This window comes from Nocardia sp. NPDC055029 (assembly GCF_053608525.1).
In genome coordinates this window covers 70680-90217 of sequence record NZ_JBSGVQ010000014.1, presented here as the reverse complement: position 1 = coordinate 90217, position 19538 = coordinate 70680, and the positions used below count along the sequence as shown (strand labels likewise).

9 protein-coding genes are annotated in these 19538 nt (G+C 67.9%); all 9 read right to left on the bottom strand.

Annotated elements, in window-relative coordinates:
• Positions 1-3 precede the first annotated feature (3 nt).
• Positions 4-9477, bottom strand: a complete 9474-nt coding sequence (locus ACWF9G_RS15305; protein WP_452515879.1) for an amino acid adenylation domain-containing protein — start codon at positions 9475-9477, stop codon at positions 4-6.
• A 60-nt stretch (positions 9478-9537) separates the two neighbouring features.
• Entirely contained in the window at positions 9538-10575 is a 1038-nt protein-coding gene (locus tag ACWF9G_RS15300; protein WP_452515877.1) for a MupA/Atu3671 family FMN-dependent luciferase-like monooxygenase, read from the bottom strand.
• 183 nt (positions 10576-10758) lie between these two features.
• Complete coding sequence (locus ACWF9G_RS15295) at positions 10759-11943, bottom strand: FAD-dependent monooxygenase (protein WP_452515876.1); 1185 nt, start codon at positions 11941-11943, stop codon at positions 10759-10761.
• A gap of 11 nt (positions 11944-11954) precedes the next feature.
• A complete protein-coding gene (locus tag ACWF9G_RS15290) occupies positions 11955-12770 on the bottom strand; it encodes a cupin-like domain-containing protein (protein ID WP_452515875.1) in 816 nt (271 codons plus the stop codon).
• A gap of 94 nt (positions 12771-12864) precedes the next feature.
• Positions 12865-13881, bottom strand: coding sequence for an alpha/beta hydrolase (locus tag ACWF9G_RS15285; RefSeq protein WP_452515874.1), 1017 nt, complete (start codon positions 13879-13881; stop codon positions 12865-12867).
• 174 nt (positions 13882-14055) lie between these two features.
• A complete protein-coding gene (locus ACWF9G_RS15280) occupies positions 14056-15069 on the bottom strand; it encodes an alpha/beta hydrolase (protein ID WP_452515873.1) in 1014 nt (337 codons plus the stop codon).
• Between the two features lie 298 nt (positions 15070-15367).
• On the bottom strand, positions 15368-16387 hold the full coding sequence (locus tag ACWF9G_RS15275; RefSeq protein WP_452515871.1) for an alpha/beta hydrolase: 1020 nt from the start codon (positions 16385-16387) through the stop codon (positions 15368-15370).
• A 289-nt stretch (positions 16388-16676) separates the two neighbouring features.
• Positions 16677-18608: a flagellar motor control protein ZomB gene (zomB, locus tag ACWF9G_RS15270; RefSeq protein WP_452515869.1), complete on the bottom strand. Its 1932-nt coding sequence runs from the start codon at positions 18606-18608 to the stop codon at positions 16677-16679.
• The gene (locus tag ACWF9G_RS15265) at positions 18586-19518 is read right to left on the bottom strand and encodes a decaprenyl-phosphate phosphoribosyltransferase (protein WP_189032058.1); all 933 of its coding nucleotides are present in this window, start codon (positions 19516-19518) and stop codon (positions 18586-18588) included. Before ACWF9G_RS15265 ends, zomB begins: the two co-directional genes overlap by 23 nt.
• Positions 19519-19538: the final 20 nt, after the last annotated feature.

Here is a 19538-nt window from a genome sequence, read left to right as displayed (position 1 = left end):
CTCTCATCTCATTCGCCGCAACGCGGGCCGGACGGACCTGGCCGTGGTGCGGACACGCCCCGCCAGCGACTCGACGGTCGGGGCCTCGAACAGGTCACGAATGGTCAGCTCGGCGCCGAGCACCGTGCGGACCCGGCTGACCAGCCGGGTCGCCGACAGCGAGTGGCCACCGAGGTCGAAGAAGGAGTCGTCGATGCCGACCCGCTCCAGCTCGAGTACCTCCGCGAACAGCGCGCACAAGGCGGTCTCGGTCTCGGTGCGTGGTCCACGTGCCGACACCAGGGCCGCGAAATCGGTGGCGGGCAAGGCCTTTCGATCCACCTTGCCGTTGGGTGTCAGCGGCAGGGCGTCGGTGGCGACGACCAGTGGCACCATGTGCGCGGGCAGGCTCGCACGAAGCTCGTTGCGCAGGTTGTCCACAGACGCACCGGGCACGGCGACGACATAGGCCACCAGCTGGTCGCGGCCCGCGCGATCAGCACGGACGACCACTGCCGCCTGCGCGACCGCAGGCCTGGCACCGACTGCGGCTTCGATCTCGCCCAGCTCCACCCGGAACCCGCGCACCTTGACCTGGTCGTCGGCACGGCCGAGGAAGTCGAGCTCGCCGGATGCGGTCCAGCGGACGTGGTCGCCGGTGCGATAGAGACGCTGACCGGGCGTTCCGAACGGGTCGGCGACGAACCGCGTCGCGGTGAGCCCGGCTGCCCGGTGATAGCCGCGCGCCAGCTGGACCCCACCGACATACAGCTCACCGGTGACGCCTGCCGGGACCGGGCGCAGGGCGTCGTCGAGCACGTAGACGCGGGTGTTCCAGACCGGGGCGCCGATCACGGTGGTGCGATCCCCCGCGCCCGACGCGGTCACCATGACGGTGCACTCCGTCGGTCCGTAGGCGTTGAACACCCGCACCCGGTCGCGCCGGGCGACCAGCTCACGTGACGGCGCCTCGCCGCCGACGATGATCGTGCGCGACGCGTCGTAGAGTTCCTCGCCGGCGAGCTCGAGGATCCCGGGGGTCGCGACCACATGGGTGGGCTCCAGCTCGACGGCGACCCTGCCGAGGTCACCCTGGTAGTCCTGGATGTCGACCGGGCAGAGCGTGGCTCCGCGCACCAGCGCACTGGCGGCGATGCCGGTGAACACGTCGAATCCCGGCGACAGCACATTGACTATTCGTGATCCCTGGCCGATATCGAACGAATCCGCCTGGGTCAGCGCGAGATTGACCAGGCTTCGGTGGGTGACCACGACGCCCTTCGGCCGACCGGTCGATCCGGAGGTGTAGATCATGTAGGCGGGAGTGTCCAGGTCGCGGGCGGCGGTCACCTCGGCGCTCGGCTGTGCCGCGAGCGCCGCACGGGTGACCGGCTCATCCAGCACGATCGGCTCCGCACCGGGATCGGCCGCACGCACCAGCGTTGCGGTGGCGCCGGTCGTCACCACGACCTGCGGACCCGCGTCGCTCAACATGTACCGCACTCGTGCCGCGGGATAGGTGGGGTCGATCGGCACATAGGCGGCGCCCACGGTCATTACCGCGAGCATCCCGACGACCAGGTCCGTCGATCGGGGCAGGACGAGGGCGACAAACGATTCGGGTCCGGCACCGTGGTCGGTCAGCAGCCGGGCGAGCCGGTTCACCGCCGCCGACATCTCGCCGTACGCAATCGATCCGTGCTGGTCACGGACTGCCACGGCGGTGGGTTCACGGTGCGCCTGCGCCGCGAACAGTTCCGGGACCGTCGTCGGGGCGACGGCGTGCTCGGTGTCGTTCCATGTGTGGCAGATCCGTTCGAGCTCAGCCGGTTCGAGTACCGACAGCTGCGACAGCGGCAGCTCCGGCCGGGCGGACAGCTGATCGAGCAGCCGCTCGAACCGCCGGGCGAGCTGTGCTGCCGTGGCCTCGTCGAACAGGTCGCGCGAAAAGTGCAGGGCGCCGGTGATTCCGGCGGCGCCGTCGGCATCGTGACGCTCGGTGAACACGAACTCGAGATCGAACTTCGTCGCCCCCGTCTCGACCTGCTCGACCGTGATCCTGGCGCCGGGCAGCACGACATCGGGGCCCGCGTCGTTCTGCACGACGACGAGCACCTGGAACAGCGGGTGTCTGCTCAGTGCTCGCTCGGGGCTCACTGCCTCGACGAGCAGTTCGAACGGGAGGTCCTGGTGCTCGTAGGCCGCGAGGTCGGCGGTCCGCACGCGGTCAACGACCTCCGCGAATCCTGGGTCGCCGGACAGATCGGCGCGCAGCGCCATCGTGTTGACGAAGAAGCCGACCAGGTCTTCCAGCGCTTGATCGGCGCGCCCGGCGACCGGTGTCCCGACCACGATGTCGGTGCCTGCGCCGTGCTTCGCCAGCAGCACCGAGACCGCGGCGTGCAACACCATGAAGGCACTGGCCGCACCGGACCGCGCCAGCGCGTGGACCGCGCGGTGGGTGCCGGCGGAGATCTCGATCGGCACCGAGCCGCCCCGGTAGCTCGGCTGAGCCGGTCGCGTCCGGTCGGTGGGCAACGACAGTTCGGCGGGGGCGCCGTCGATGGCATGGCGCCAGTAGGCCAGCTGCCTGGCCAGCACGCTGTTCTCGTCGGCTGCCGCGCCGAGCCGGTCCCGTTGCCACAGTGCGTAATCGGCGTACTGCACCGGCAGCGCGGGCCAGCGCCGGGCGTCGCCCGAGAGCCGGGCGGTCACGGCGGCGGTGACATCACGCGCCAAGGGAGCCATCGACCAGCCGTCGGCGGCGATGTGGTGCAGGACGATGGCGACCAGCAGTTCGTCGCCGACCTCGAATATCCCCACCCGCATCGGCAATTCGCGGGTCACGTCGAATCCACGGCCGATCAACTCGGCTACCGCCGCATAGGCCTGCGCGGAATCGGTACGACGATAGGTGAATTCGCGGCGGCTGCGCGCTTCCTCGGGTGTCAGCACCCGCTGCACCGCGGTCCCATCCACCTCGGGAAACACCGTGCGCAACGCCTCATGGCGTTCGACCACATCATCCAGCGCCGCCTCGAGAACCACCCGATCGACGCCGTGGACCCGCAGGACCATCGGCATGTTGTAGCTGGCCGAAGCACCTTCGAAACGGTTCAGGAACCACAAGCGCGCCTGTCCGAACGACAGTGGCAGTGCGTCTGGGCGCACGGAGGCGACCAGCGCCGGATGCGCCGGAACCGACGCCGACTTCACCCGCTCGCTCAGTGCGGCCACCGTGGGCGCCTCGAACAGGTCGCGCACGGTGAGTTCCGCACCGAGCACGGTCCGCACGCGGCTCAGCAACCGCGTGCCGAGCAGCGAATGCCCACCGAGGTCGAAGAACGAGTCGTCGATACCGACCCGCTCGAGCTCGAGTACCTCGGCGAAGACCGTGCACAAGACCTGTTCGCGGTGATCACGTGGTGCGCGCGAGCTCACCAGCTCGGTGAAATCCGGTGCGGGCAAGGCCTTTCGATCGACTTTTCCATTCGGCGTCAGCGGCAACTCGGCCAGCACGACGACCACGGCGGGCACCAGCTGCACCGGCAGCGTTGCGGCGGCAGCCGCCCTGACCGCCGGTCCACTCAGCGTCGCGCCAGGCTCGGGGACCACGTAGGCGACGAGTTGGTGCGCGCCGGAGCGATCGCGCCGCGCGACCACGACAGCCCGGGCTACACCAGCCACCTGCGCGATCACCGCTTCGACTTCACCGGGTTCGATCCGGTGCCCACGGATCTTGACCTGGTCATCGGCACGCCCGACGTACTCCAGCTCACCCGCGGGCGACCACCGGACGACATCGCCGGTGCGATAGAGCCGCTCGCCCGGTCGGCCGTACGGATCCGCGACGAACCGGGCCGCGGTCAGCGCGGGCTGCCGGTGATAACCACGCGCCAACTGGACACCACCGACGTACAGCTCACCCGGAACGCCGGGCGGAACCAGTCCGAGCGCGGCGTCGAGGACGTAGGCGCGGGTGTCGGCGAACGGCACACCGACGGTCGGCGCGTCGAGCCAATCGAGGTCCACCTCGGCCTGGCTGCACCAGACCGTTGCCTCGGTGGGGCCGTAGAGGTTCCGGACCGAGGTGGTCGTCGCGACCAGTGACCGAGCCAATGCCGTGGGTAGCGCCTCGCCACCCACGAGCGCGCGCAACCCCGTCACCGCTTCGGGGTCGACAGCGAGCAACGAGGACCACATCGACGGAGTCGCTTGCAACACAGTGGCTTCGGCGGTTCGCGCGGCGGCGGCCAGGGCAGTGGCGTCCTTAGCCGACAGGTCGGAGGCGACGACAACGGCCGCACCGGTGATCAGCGGAAGGTAGAGCTCCAGAGCAGCGATGTCGAACGAGATCGTCGTCACCGCCAGCCATCGGTCCTGCGGCGTCAAGCTCAGGGAATCCGCCATTCGGACAAGGAAATTCACCAGCGCCTCATGGGAGACGATCACCCCCTTCGGCGTGCCGGTGGAGCCGGAGGTGTAGATGACGTAGGCCGGATTCGCGGCCGCGGGTCCACCGGCAACCTTCCCCGATGACAGCGCGGCGATCCGACCCGCGGTGTCCGGATCGTCGAGCATCAGGCGATCGGCTCCCACCGCGACATCGGCGGCGGTCGCGCTATCGGTGAGGACCAGTCGCGCCGCCGAATCGTCGATCATGAACGCGATGCGTTCGGCCGGATAGCCGGGATCGACCGGCACGTACGCGGCGCCGGACTTGAGCACGGCGAGCAGCGCGACCACCAGCTCCGGGCCACGAGGCAGCAGCAGGGCAACCGTCGACTCCGGGCCGATGCCCCGCGCCAGGAGGTGACGGGCCAGCCGGTTGGCGGCGGCGTCCAACTCGCCGAACGTCATCTCCTGACCACCGAAGACGACGGCGGGTGCCGCCGGTGTGCGGGCCGCTCGGTCTTCGAACAGCTCGGGAAGCGTGGCCGCCGACAGCGGTCTCGCCGGACTCTGCCAGTCCGTCAGAATCCGCGCCCGCTCCGCGGTGGAGAGCAGCGAGTGGACCGACACACGTCGATCGGGCTGCGCCACCAGCGACTCGAGCAACGTGGTGAACCGCCGGACGAGGGTGTGTGCCGAGTGCCCGTCGAACAGGTCGGCCGAGTACCGCAGCGTGCCGGTGATCCCCTCCCCGTCCCCGCGTTCGGTGAAGTCGAATTCGAGATCGACCTTGGTCGACTCCGTCCGCACCGGCTCGACCGCGACATCGACACCGGGTATCTCGATGACCGGAAGCTCGGTGTTCTGCAACACCACCAGCACCTGGAACAGCGGATGCCGGTTCAGCGCCCGTTCCGGATTCACTGCCTCGACAAGCACCTCGAACGGCACATCCTGGTGCTCGAAAGCACCGAGGTCCACCGCCCGAGCCCGCGCGACCATCGCGGCGAACGAGGGGTCATCCGACACATCGAGCCGCAACACGACCGTGTTCAGGAAGAACCCGACCATCTCGTCGAGAACGGCGTCCGAACGGCCGGCGACCGGAGTGCCGACGACGATATCGGTGCCGGCACCGAGTTTCGACAGCAAGACCGAGACCGCGGCGTGCAGCACCATGAACACACTCGCACCGCACGACCGCGCCACCGCGGTCACACCCCGATGCGCCGCGGCGGACAGCTCGATCGGCACCGCACCGCCCAGATAGGTGGGAGCGGCGGGGCGGGGCCGATCGCTCGGCACCGCCAGTTCAGCCGGAGCTCCGGCCAGCGTCTTTCGCCAATAGTTCAGCTGCTCAGCCAGTTTCCCCGTACCGGCGGCGTAGTCGCCCAGATAGTCGCGCTGCCACAGCGCGAAGTCCGCGTACTGGATCGGCAGCGGAGCCCACTCCGGTGCGCGACCGGCATCGCGGGCCGCGACGGCACGACTCAGATCACGGGCGAACGGCGCCAGCGACCAGCCGTCGGCGGCGATGTGATGGAAAACCGTGGCGAGCACGATTTCGCCTTCGCCGACAACGAGAACTCCCGCCCGCACCGGCAATTCACCGGACAGGTCGAAGCCGCGCCGGCCGAACTCACCGAGCGCCGCCTCGTTCGATCCGCCGGACAGCCTGGTCACCGACCATCGCGCACGCGCCTGCTCCGGGGTGAGTACCCGCTGCACGGCGGCACCGTCGACCTCGGGAAACACCGTGCGCAGCGGCTCGTGCCTGCACACGACGTCCCACAGCGCGTCGTCGAGCACCGCCGGATCGATGCCCCCGCGCAGACGCAGCACCACCGGGAGGTTGTAGTTCGCCGAGCCCGCCTCGAACCGGTTCAGGAACCACAACCGTGCCTGGCCGAACGACAACGGCAGCATCTCCGGTCGCTCGCGCGCGACGAGTGGCGGCCGCGCGCTGCCCGCCGCCGCTGCCGCCCTGGCGGCCAGCTGGCCCGCCGTCGGCGCCTCGAACAGATCGCGCACCGACAGGTCGGCGCCGAGCACGTCACGCACCCGGCTCAACAGCCGCGCGCCGAGCAGCGAATGCCCGCCGAGGTCGAAGAACGAGTCGTCGATGCCGACCCGGTCCAGCCCGAGCACCTCGGCGAACAGGCCGCACAGGACTTCTTCCCTGCCGTCGCGCGGTCCGCGCGCCGACACGAGCCGGGTGAACTCCGGTGCGGGCAGCGCCTTCCGGTCGATCTTGCCGTTCGGCGTCAGCGGCAGCTGATCGAGAACGACGACCACCGCGGGCACCATGTGCGCGGGCAGCAGCGCGCCGAGATCATGCCGCACCTGGGCAGCGCCGACCGCCGCCTCCGCCCACAGATAGCCGACCAGCTGCTGCGCGCCCGCGTGGTCCGCCCGGGTGACCGCGACCGCGCGCCGCGCGCCGGAGACGTCGACCAGCGCCGACTCGACCTCGCCGAGCTCGACCCGGAAGCCGCGGATCTTCACCTGATCGTCGGCCCTGCCCGCGTACTCGAGCGTGCCACCGGCGGTCCAGCGAACGAGATCACCGGTGCGATAGAGCCTTTCGCCGGCAGCGCCGAGAGGGTCGGCGACGAAACGCCCCGCGGTGAGCGCCGGACGACCGTGATAGCCACGGGCCACCTGCGCACCGCCGATATACAGCTCACCGATCACGCCAGGGGCGACCGGGCACAACCACCGGTCGAGGACATACACCCGGGTGTTCCACACCGGTCTGCCGATGCCCTGCGCGGCACCGTCCACCTCGGTCGTGATCGCCGCCGTGTCGATGAACGCTTCGGTCGGACCGTAGGCATCGACGATGCGGGTTCCCGGGAACCGGCACAGCACCTCGGTGCTCAGCGACCGGGGTAGCGCCTCGCCGGCGAACACGAAGTTCTCGATCCCGCCGACCCGGATCCCGTCGCCGAGTACCCGGGCGAACACCGACGGCACCGCGTCGACGAAGCTGAAGTGCTCGCCGGAGAGTGAACCGTCACCGAGCGCGAGAACGTTCGTGACGATCCGCGCCGAGCCACCCGCGCCGAGCGTGCCCCAGATTTCGAACGACGACATGTCGAAGCTGATCGATGTCGCGGCGAGCGAACGCCGAAAGAAGCCAGGGCCCAGTGTGTTCCGCGCCCACTCGAGGTTGTTCACGATGCCGCGATGCGTGATCACGACGCCCTTGGGCTTCCCGGTCGACCCCGAGGTATAGATCATGTACGCCGCGTGATCAGGCAGCGACGACGCGATCCGATCGGTGACCGGTGCGTCCGGGCGCTGCGCCAGGTCGGCAGCCAGCGCCGGGTCGTCCAGCAGCAGCCAATCGACCGCCGTGCGTGCGGGCTCGAGCGTGCTCGCCGTCCCCGCGTCCGAGAGCACGAGCAGCGGCGCCGCGTCGGCCAGCATGAAGGCGATCCGCTCCACCGGATACGCCGGATCGACCGGCACGTACGCGCCACCGGCCTCGAGAATCGCGAGCAGCGCGACAACGAGCTCCGTCGACCGCGGCAAGGCCACCGCGACGAACGTGTCGGGCCCGACCCCGCGCTCGATCAGCACCCGCGCCAGCCGGTTCGCCGCCTCAGCCAGCTGCTGATACGACAAGGTCCGGTCGCCGGACGAGACGGCGGGAGCGTCCGGGTCGGCGGCCAGCGAGCGGGCTACCAGCCCCGGCAGCGTCGAAGCAGGGAGCTCCTGCCCGGTCCGGTTCCAGTCTTCGAGTACCCGGCGACGATCGGCCGAGGTCAGCGGCGTGAACCCGGCGAACCGCTGCTGCGGATCCTCGACGAGTCCGTGCAGGACCCGCACGGCGAACGCCGCGCAGCCGTCGGCGAGGGTCTGCAAGGTCGCCGGGTCGATGACCGTGGGATCGGCCTCGAACACCAGCCGGATGGTGTCCTTGCGATCGCCGTAGATGATCAGCGCCGACAGGCCGTCGGTCGGACCGGCGGTCAGGATCTCGAATCGTCCGGTCGCGGTGCCGAAATCGACACCGGCTTCGATGAGCATCGCGTTGACGACGGGGCCGAAGACCGAGCCGAATTCCGTGGTCTCGACACCGATCTCGGCGGCGATCTCGGTGGCCCGGAGACGCTGATGCATGAGAGCGGAGAACAGATCGGTCTCTACGCCACGGAACATGTCGGCGAGCGTGGCCGCGGGATCCCGCTCGACCAGCACCGGTACCACATTCGACACGGCACCCGAGGCGAGCTTGGTGTCCTTGGTCATCCGGGTGGTCACCGGAATGCTCAGCCGGAAGGCAGGCTCGCCCGACACGCTCGCGAGGTACAGCGCGATCACCGAAACCAGAGCGGATTCGGTCGAGAACAGGACGACACCCCGGTCCGCCGCTTCCTCCCGGGTCGGTACCGCGGCCGCGGGGAATTCCGCGACAGCACGGGTCGTCCCGGCAGCAACGGAACCGACCACGGGAAGCGACGAGCTGGCGCCGCGCAGGGCTTCGGCCCGTTCCCGCCAGTACCGCCGATCCCGCTCCCAGGCGCGCGAGCCCCGATAGGTCTGCTCCGCCTTCAGCAGCACCGCGAGATCGTCGCGGGGTTCGACCTCGACCGGCGTACCGCACGCGATGGACCGATACAGCTCGGCGGTGCGCCCGAGCACCGTCATGCCGCTGTACCCGTCGAGAACGATGTGATGGGCACGCATGAACCAGAACCAGCGCGCAGCACCGACTCTGATCGCGGCCATCTCGATCGGCGGATGGATCGAGACATCGAGCGGCGCGTCGACGGCACGGCGCATCAGCTGCTCGGCCGCGGCGATCGGATCGTCGTCGTCGCGAAGATCGAACTCCCGCAAGCGATACGTGGTCGTCGGCCTCGTCACCGCACGGGGAAAGACCTGTCCCTCTTCCGGCGGGAGGAAGCCCGCGCGCAGGGATCCGAACTCGCGCCCGGCGAGCTCCAATGCCTGCCGCAGCACCGCTATCCCGAAATCGCCGGTGATGTCGACGTACTGCGCGATAGCGATGGCCGGTTCGGGATGCAGGTACTGCCGGAGCCAGATCTCTCGCTGCAGCGCCGAGAGATCAGAACCCGCGAACTCGGTACTCGTCACGCTGTGCCACTTTCAGAACTTCGACGGCCCGAACCCAGCGGCCGCCGCCAACATTTGTGGTCAGGACTGGAGGATCTTGTTGAGATCGCCCAGGTGGCTGAAGGATTCGCGGACCAGATCCGCGGGCACCCCGAAGTCGACGAGACACGCGACCTCGTCCACGCCGATGTCGGCGAGCTGGTCACAGATCTCCAGCGCGTCCTCGAGCGTGCCGAACAGCGCGCTGGTCCGGAAGTAGCGCTCGAACGCGAAATCGACGATGCCGGCACGATCCTGCTCCGACAGCGCGTCCAGGCCTGGCCCACCGGCCAGGTCCGCGGCTTTGGCGAGCAGATCGACGGAGTCACGCAGGTAGGCGCTGAACGGCTCACGAACGATGTCCTTGATCTGCTCGCGATCCTCACCGAGGAACGTGTGCAGCATGACGGTGACGTGCTCGTTACGCTGCGGCGCAGCCGATTTCGCGAGCTCCGCGCGGTACAGCTCGATCTTCGCGGCGAGCGCGGTCATGTCCTGGCCGATAAGATGGGTCAGGACCCCGTACCCGCCCCGGCCCGCGGCGGCGAAGGTCTCCGGGCTGCCGCCGCTGGTCAGCCAGATCGGCAGATCGCCCTGGACGGGACGTGGAAACGGCTCGACCTCGATCTGATTGCCGAGTCCGTCGGCACCGACGGCGGGCTTGCCGCGCCACAGCGCCCTGACCTCGTCGGCGGTCTCGAGCACGATATTGCGGCGATCGGCGTAAGCGCCGGGCTCGAGCAGGAAGTCCTGCGAGTTCCAGCCGGAAGCGAACGCGACACCGGCGCGGCCGCCCGACAGGTTGTCGACGACGGACCAGTCCTCCACGATCCGCAGCGGATGATGCAGTGGCGCTATGACACTGCCTGCTCGCACGGACACCCGCTCGGTGACCGCGGCCACGGCCGCCGAGGTCACCGCGGCATTCGGGAACAGGCCACCGAATCGATGAAAGTGGCGCTCGGGCGTCCAGACCGCCGAAAGACCCTCGGCATCTGCGAATTTCGCGCCATCCAGCAGGAGCGAATAGCTCCCGCCGGCCCCCGCCGAGCTACTGAAATAGAAGAGACTCAGATCCACTTTCCCCACCCTCAAAAACAGACTGCCGCCCACGGTACCGGGGGGATACAGTCACGCAAAGTGTGCATCATGGTCTGGCCCTGGGTATTTCACACAGAACCGCACGCTGCGCTGCACGGACCACCAGGTGAAACCGCCCCCGACATCACGGCTATGGCCTATGTCACAACACGACTCCCCGCCCTAGCGATACACCGGCAACTCTTCGACCCGGTCGCCCGACAACCGGCGCAGTACCTGCCGGACCGGCGGCGAGGCGAAAGCTTTCAAGCGCAGGTGCGCCAGCCCGAGCCCGAACTGGGTCGCCGGCACCTTGGACTTGATGCCACCGCCGGGAATTCGCTTGGCACGCTGTAGAAACGGGATCATCGTCGCTTCGTACCGTGACAGCGCCGATCCGAGATCCCCGGGCGAAGCCGCGAGTTCACCGGCGAGGACATAGGCGCCGACAATCGCCATCGCGGTACCACGACCGGTCATCGGCGAGCCACAGAAGCCGGAGTCACCGAGCAGCACTACTCGCCCCCTGCTGAGGCTCGGCGGGTCGAGACGCACCAGCTCGTCGAACACGAAATCGACTGCGGTGGACATGGTCTCGAGCGCCGTCGGGGCCAGCCAGCCCGCGCCGGCCAACATGCGGCGGATGAACCGCTGCTGTGCGGCGACATCACCCCGCAGCGCGGGATCGGCCGCCGCGCGCAGCGTGATCATGACATTGCAGGCCGCCGGGTCGGAATCGGGACGCAGCGCGATCGACGCGTTCGGGACCGCATGCGCCATCATCCATCCCGGCTCCCAGGACTCGGGTGTCGGCATGGTGAAGAACGACATGTAGCCGCCCAGGTACCGGACGAACTGTTCCTCCGGACCGAAAGCCATCCGGCGCACCGCCGAGCGCACGCCGTCGGCGGCGATCACCAGATCGAACCGGTCGCTGCTGCCGGATTCGAACGCGACCTCGACCCCGGTGTCGTCCTGCTCCAGCGAGACGACGTGGTCACCGTAGCGATAGTCGGTGACGCCGCCGCTCGCGGACATCGCGTCCAGCAGCACCTGATTGAGATCGCCACGGGTGATCTCGATATCGGTCAGCGGGCCGGTGCCGTCGTGGAACGACGTCCGCAGGATCTCCCGGCCGCGCCCGTCGACGTCCACCATGCCGCGCACGTGCAGCCGATGCCGGTCGATGCCGGGCATCAGCCCCATCCGTTCGGCGATCCGCGGGCTGGAACCACGCAGACCGACCGCCTGACCGCCGTCACGCTGTTGCCGCGCCCGCTCGACGACCGTGACGTCGGCACCGGCGCGGACCAGCTGGAGTGCCACGGAATTCCCCGCGATGCCACCCCCGGACACCAGCACTCGCATGTTCGCCCCCACTACTTGAAACCGTTGCCGACCCACCGGAACGTCTGCCGGATTCCCGCCGCGGGCGAGCGGAAGCAATGCGCGTACGTGATGCCGATTTCGTGGTCGTACGGGTCGATGCCGTGCCAGTACCGCGGCGGGATGTACACGACGTCGCCCGCCTCGATGATCGTCTCGTACTTGGTGATCGACAACTCCGGCGGGAAGAACTCGGCACCGCCGTTCACGTGGTGCAGGTTCGACCGAATGATCCTGGTGAACTCCTTGCGGGTCTGCGCGTCGAGCTCGAACACCGACACCCGCTTGCGTCCACGCAGCTGCGTGGTCAGCGTCTCGTCGATCCCGTGGTGGTGCCACTCCGTGCCCGCGTTGCGGTAGACGAAGACCCGGTCCCGCGGGAACAGGATCGGCCTGCGGTCGTACCGCTCGGGCAGGAAGCTGTAGCGCCCGAGGTCGTCGAACCAGCGCTCGGGCAGCTTGAACGCGGGCATCGAGTACACGTCGGTGGGCTCGCTGTCGGCCACCTTCCGCAATGACGCGGCCAGCGGCAGCTTCTCGGCCCGATCGAAGAAGGCCTTGGCCGGCACCGGATTGAAGGTGCGGGCAACGGTCACCTCGGTGTCCCCCGCTCGCGCTGCCAGATATTCGGTGTCCTGCCACCGCTCCAAGGCAGGCCAGTTCGCGATGGCGCCGGTGATCACCACCGGCCGCTGCGCGACAACGTAGGTTCGCCAGAAGGTTTCGGCATCCAGGTCAGCCGCGGAGTAGCGCGGAATCTCGGCGACCTGGCCCGGGACCAGGTCGACGACCTTCACAATATTCGACATCATTCCCCATTAAGTCGAGCGGTGAAACAGCGAAGGCATGGCCGCGAACGATGTCGCCACAGCCATGCCTTCGTCGATATTCAGTTGATGCGGATCAGACGCCGAGGGCGGCCAGGATCTGCGGGCGACCCAGCCAGAGCTGTTCTTCCCAGTACTTCCAGGAGTGGGTGCCGGTGGCGGGGAAGTCGAACGTGGCGGGAACGCCGATCGACTTCAGCCGCGATTCGAATGACCGGGTGCTGACCAGGGTGACCGCCTCGATACCCATACCGACGCCGGTATCGAAGATCTCGTTGGGCCGCTGCGGGTGGTCGTACTTACCCGGCAGGCCGCTGCCCACGGAGATCCGCATCGGCAGACCCTTGAGCTGCGACGCCACCGTGAAGGGGTCCATCCGCAGCCACTGCGGGCTCCACGGCGGAGCCAGCGAGTCGGAGGTGTAGGCACCGTGGCGCAGCATGGCCATCCGCACGGCTTCGCGCATGCCCGGCTGCGAGAGGTTGAGGGCACCGGAGAACGAGCCGGCGTACTTGAACTGGTCGCGGTGCAGGGCGGCCAGCGACAGCGCCGCGCTGCCACTCATCGACAGGCCGACGATGCCGTTGTTGGTCTTGGAGACGCCGTAGCCCGCCAGGAAGTTCGGAAGCTCCTCGGTCAGGAAGGTTTCCCACTTGTAGGTGGTCTTCTGCCCGTTGAGGCTGCTCGGCGATACCCAGTCGGCGTAGAAGCTCGACTTGCCACCGACCGGCATCACCAGGGTGACATCGTCGTTGCTGAACTGCTGCATGGCGTTCGTCTCGAACGACCAGGCGTTCTTGTCATCGCGCGCCGCCATACCGTCGAGCAGGTACAGCGCGGCGGAACCGCCGTTCTTGGCCCACTGGACCTGAACCTTCACCGGCCCCATCACCGAGGGGACCATCAGCTCCTCGTAGCCACCGGCCGGCGCCCGCAGGACGGGAGTCGCGGGCGCGGCCGAAGCGGCGACGGTGGCGGAAAAGGGCATGGCGACCGCGGCGGCGATCGCGACAAGCGCACGCAATCGCCGGTGCAGCCGAGGATCACTGCTCGCGTCGCTCAGCCCTGAAGCTGGCGTCCGTCCGAAGCGCATGGTGCGGCTCTCTTTCCGAGTTGTTCTCGACGCCGCCGGAATGCGCCCGACCGCATACCACCACGTCTATCCAATTGGCCACGCAAACTTGACTTTTCAGATGACAGCACGCGGCCTTCTGTCCGCGATGAAGGGTAGTCATACACCGACGTCAGTGCAACCTATCCAGGAGTTTCACCCGATGTTTGCCGACAGGTCGGGAATCATGCGGAATGCTTCCGCGCCCCAGGTATTCCACGCGTGAATTCCGTACCCGGGGTAGGAGTAGGTGACATTGCGTGCCCCGAGCGTGGCCATGCGGACCTCGAATGCCCGGGTATTGGCCAGCGCCATGGCTTCCAGGCCCATGCCGTTGACGGTATCCATGGTCGGGCCGTCCTGGCCCGACGGCCGGCCGGAGGCCGCACCGATCCACAGGCGGGTGTTGTTGCCGATCAAGTTCGGCGCGAACACGAACGGGTCCATCCGCAGCCACTGCGGGCCCCACGGCGGCGCCATCGCGTCCACGTTGTATCCGCCCGCATCGAGCATGGCCAGGCGGATTGCCTCGCGCATTCCGGGGGCCGAGATGTTCAGGTAACCGGAGAACGCACCGGCGTAGGAGAACTGATCAGGGTGATAGGCAGCCAGCGTCAAGGCGGCTGATCCACCCATCGACAAACCGAATACGCCGTTGCGGTCGCGGCGGAACCCGAGCCGGTCGGCCAGTGCGTTGCGCAGGTCGACGGTCAGGAAGGTCTCCCATTGGTACCGGTAGCTCTTGCCGGGGCCCGCGGCGGAGCCGGTGGCGAAGAAATCGCTCGGCGCGTTCCAATCGGCGTAGAAACTCGACATGCCGCCGACCGGCATCACGACATTGATATTCGCCGCGGCCAGCGCGTTGGGTACGTCGGTGGCTTCCTCCCAGCCGTTGAGGGACTCGGGAGCGCGCATGCCGTCGAGGGCGTAGACGACACGCTGGGTGTTGCCGTCGGCGGCACGCAGGACGCGGGTCTTGATCGGGCCCATGCCGGAATCGACCCAGAAGTCGAACGCGCCGGGATGGAATCCGGCCGACGCCGGTGCGGTAGTCCCGGCGACGACGGTTCCGAGCGGCGCCAGCAGAACCAGGGAAACGCCGGCAGCCCAGCGCTTCGCCCACGATCCACGGGTCTCGACGGGCCCACGCTTCCAGCGCAGTGTTCGCATTCGATCGACCTTTCTCGCCAAGACCGCCTGCGCAAACTTTGAGCTACGCAACCGGATCCCTCATCGGACGTCGAAATGACTCGATCCAGGGCAAAACGGACGATTCAACCTCGACGCATGCTCACTGTGTATCAACCGCTGACGAACGCTTCCATGTTGCTGGAAAGTGACCCGCAGCACAACTGGAGGTCACCTGCCGCACATGATTCGTCACCCCGTGTCCTTCGGATCGAGACGTAAACGAAAAAACCGCCCGGTGCGTCATGCACCGGGCGGTTTCGCCGTCGAACGGGTGGAGCTAGCCGATGTTGGCCGACAGATCCGGGATCATGCGGTTGACCTCGGTCTCCCAGTTGCGCCAGTTGTGCACGCCGGTGATCGGGAAGTCGAAGTTCGCGTTGCCGCCGCCGAGGGTGGCCATCCGGACCTGGAAGGCACGGGTGTTCACCATCGCGAGCAGCTCCAGCGGCACGCCCTGGACGATCTCCATCGGGTTGGACACGTCGCCCGCACCGGGGATACCGCTGGCCGAGGACACCCACACGCGGGTGCCGTTGGCGACCAGGCGCGGCGCGAAGACGAACGGGTCCATGCGCAGCCACTGCGGGCCCCACGGCGGCGCCATCGCGTCGATGTTGAAGCCACCGGCCGAGATCATCGCGACGCGCATCGCCTCACGCATGCCCGGCGCCGAGATGTTCAGGTAACCGGAGAACGAGCCGGCGAAGCTGAACTGATCGGGGTGGTAGGCGGCCAGCGTCAGCGCGGCCGAGCCGCCCATCGACAGACCGAACACGCCGTTGCGGTTGGGGTTGAAGCCAAGCCGGCTGGACAGGGCGTTGCGCAGGTTGTTGGTGAGGAAGCTTTCCCACTTGTAGGTGTTCTTCTTACCCGCGACCTGGGCCGGTGCGATCGACGAACCCGTCATCGCGGAGCCGGTGGCTGCCGAACCGGTCGAGCTGCCGCCCGAACCGGCGTCGATGCCGAAGAAGTTGCTCGGCGCGTTCCAGTCGGCGTAGAAGCTGGACTGGCCGCCGACCGGCATGACGACGTTGATGTTGGCCGCGGTCAGACCACGGACGACCTCGGTGTCCTTCTCCCAGCCGTTGAGATCGTCCTGGGCACGCATACCGTCGAGCGCGTAGACGACGCGACTGGTGTTGCCGTCGGCCGCGGGGAAGATTCGCGACTTGATCGGACCCATTTCCGAGTCGACCCAGAAGTCGAATCCCGAGGGGTTGAACGCTGCCGTCGCGGTACCGGCGGGACCCGCCACCACCGCACCGAGCGGCAGCACAACCGCCAGGGAAGCCACCATCGACCGCTTGACCCAAGCGGTTCCCCGGGCTCTTAGACGTCCGCCACGCATTCTGTTTTTGGCCTTTCCTCGTGCGGTTCGCGCGGAACCGCGGTTGCAATGACCGCCGACTTACTACCGGCACACCAGTGCGCCGACGGAGTTCCTCGTTGACCATATCGCTACATCGATAGCCGGACGTTACCGAAAAGAGATTTAATGGTGTTCGCCACTAAGAAAGCCTGAACAGGGGGTGTAACCACTGGGCTCATGGGTACCCATGAGCCCAGTGTGACGCAAGGAGAGTACTTCAGCGTGGAGGCTCGGGGAAGGGATCAACGAGCCCACATCGCTGGATTTCGTACTTCGGCACCCGGTCGATCCGGTACTTCGCGAAAGTCAGCGCATTGCGCAGGTTGTGCTTGAACCGGTCGACGGTGAGCGGGTCACGGGTGGAGAGCATCAGCGCTTGCGTCTGCGGGCACGAGAACGCCGTGCGCGCCTGGGTGACCCAGTCCTCGTCCATGTACCAGGGCATCCACGGATGGATGTCGACCATGCCCGAGTCGACCACCACCCAGTCCGGGTACAGGCTCTTGTCGTGCCCGATGCGGCCGTCGGCGAGCCGGTCCGAATGCGCTGCCAGCGGGTAGGCCAGGCCCATCGGATCGATGACGCGCACGTCCAGCGGCACATTCATGCTGGTCATGCCCAAGTTCAGGAAGTAGACCGTGTGCCCGGCGCCGCCTTCGGGGATCGGCTGCGGCGGCGGGTCGAGGTACCAGAACGTGAACGACGGCGAGTTCAGCAGCAGGCCGCCGTTGGGGTTGGCCGCGATGTCGTTGACCATCGCCCGCATGCGCGGATAGTCGAGGTAGTCCTCGGCCAGGATCGGATGATCCCTGCCGGTGTTGAGCACGTAGTAGACGCGCTCGTCGACGATGCCGGACGAACTGATCTTGGTGCCGGTCTTGATCGCGGTGGTGCTCGCCGCGTACAGCGACCAGCCCGCGGTGCCGAGCAACGCGGCGAGCACGACGACCGTCGACCAGTCACGGGGGCTGAACGCACGAAGCCGGATCGGCACGACGGCCACCGGCAACAGCAGCAGGAACAGCTGGGTCAGCAGCATCCGGCCGTGCATGAAGTCGCCGCCGACGCGGATCGCGTAGACGGTGAGCAGCAGACCGCTGACCAGGACCAGCACGACGACCGCGCTGGGCGAGCGCAGCCAGGTCCGGAACCCCGCGACCGACCACGTCGGCCGGACCGTGATCCCACGCGCCACCGCGGTCACCGCACCGGCGACCAGCAGCACGAGCAGCGGAATCCACAGGTAGTACGGGCCGACCAGGTCCCAGAGGTACTTCATGCCCTGGCCCCACTTGGCCCCGCCCGCGTCCTTGGCGACCGCGGTGTTCGGGTAGGGCAGGCCGTAGTAGCCCATCCGCCAGATCTGGTAGGCCACCGGCACGATCCCGGCGACGAACACGATCAGCGCGCGCAGCACGATCGGCCCGTACCGGAACCGCGGCATCGGGGTCAGGAAGATCATGCCGAGCGCGAGCGCGCCGATGAGGGTGGCCTCCGGCCGGATCAGCGGCGCGAGACCGGCGAGGAAGACCAGCCCGAGCAGGCTCGGCACCCGAACCACCGCCGCCTGGCTCCAACGGATCAGCAGCCACCACAGCAGCCCGATCCAGCAGATGACAAGGCCGCTCTCCAGTCCGGAGGTGGCGTAGTCACGGGCGGGCGGCAGCGCGATGTAGACGAGCACGCCGGCCGGGATCAGCAGCTGACCTGTACTGCCGCCCCACAGCCGGGCGGTGCCGAGCATGGCGAACACGATCGCCAGCAGCGAGGCCACCAGCGCGACGCCGAGCACCACGTACTCGAGCCGGGCCTGGGTGAGCCAGCTGAAGAACCAGACCACGTACGTCCACGCGGTGCTGGTATTGGCCTCGACCCGCTCGCCCATGTTGAAGACGGGGCCGTTGCCTGCGAGCAGGTTGCGCACCGTCCGCAGCACGATGAGGCCGTCGTCGGCGATCCATCGCCGCTGCCAGGCACCCACCGCGAACAACACGACGGCGAGCACAACCCCACCGACGAAGGTGGCGCGGGACAGAATCGCGAAACGCGCGGCAGGGCGTGCCGACTGCTCGTCGTCGTGTAGCCGCTCGTATTCGGTTGTTTCCTGCTCCGCTACCACGATCTCGTCAGGTGAGATAGACAGCGACACCTACCGCTCCGATCCAGGCAATAGCGAGGAACTGCAGGATGCGGTCCCCCAGCGCGATCTCTTCGGGTTCACCGGCCTCGCCACCATCGACGTCGACCGCGTAACGCAGGATTGCGATGGTAAACGGAATCATCGAGATCGAGTACCACTGGGTGTCACGCAGCTCGTCCTGCTGGAATGCCCAGAGGCCGTAGAAGATCACGACGGCGGTGGCCGCGAGTGTCCAGATGAAGCGCAGGTAGGTCGGCGTGTAGTACTGCAGCGACTTGCGGATCTTCGCGCCGGTCTCCAGCGCGATCTGCAGTTCGGCGTAACGCTTGCCCGCCGCCATGAACAGCGAACCGAACGCCATGATCAGCAGGAACCACTGCGACAGCGCGATGCTCGCCGCCGCGCCACCGGCGACGGCGCGCAGCAGGAAGCCCGACGAAACGATGCAGATGTCGAGCACGGCCTGGTGCTTGAGGCCGAGGCAGTAGGCCAGCTGGATGGCGATGTAGATGGCCATCACCACGGCGAGATGCCAGGACGCGAGGAACGAACCGGCGATCGAGCCGATCAGCAGCACCGCGGCGAGCCCGTATGCCAGGTTGACAGGGACGACGCCCGCGGCGATCGGCCGGAACCGCTTGGTCGGATGCGCCCGGTCGGCCTCGACGTCGAGCGAGTCGTTGACCAGGTAGATGCCCGAGGCCGCCATGCAGAACACGACGAACGCGATCGCGACGTGCACAAGCACGCCCGCGTCGCCGACGGCTTCTGGCCCGACGGCCAGCGGCGCGGCGAGCACCAGGACGTTCTTCACCCACTGACGTGGGCGCATGGCCTTGACGACGCCACCGACCAGGGTCTTCGGCGGGCCCTTCACAACACCTTCGTCGAGGACGGCGGCGGACGGTTCTTCGCTCATCTCAGCCAAGGTTCTTTCGG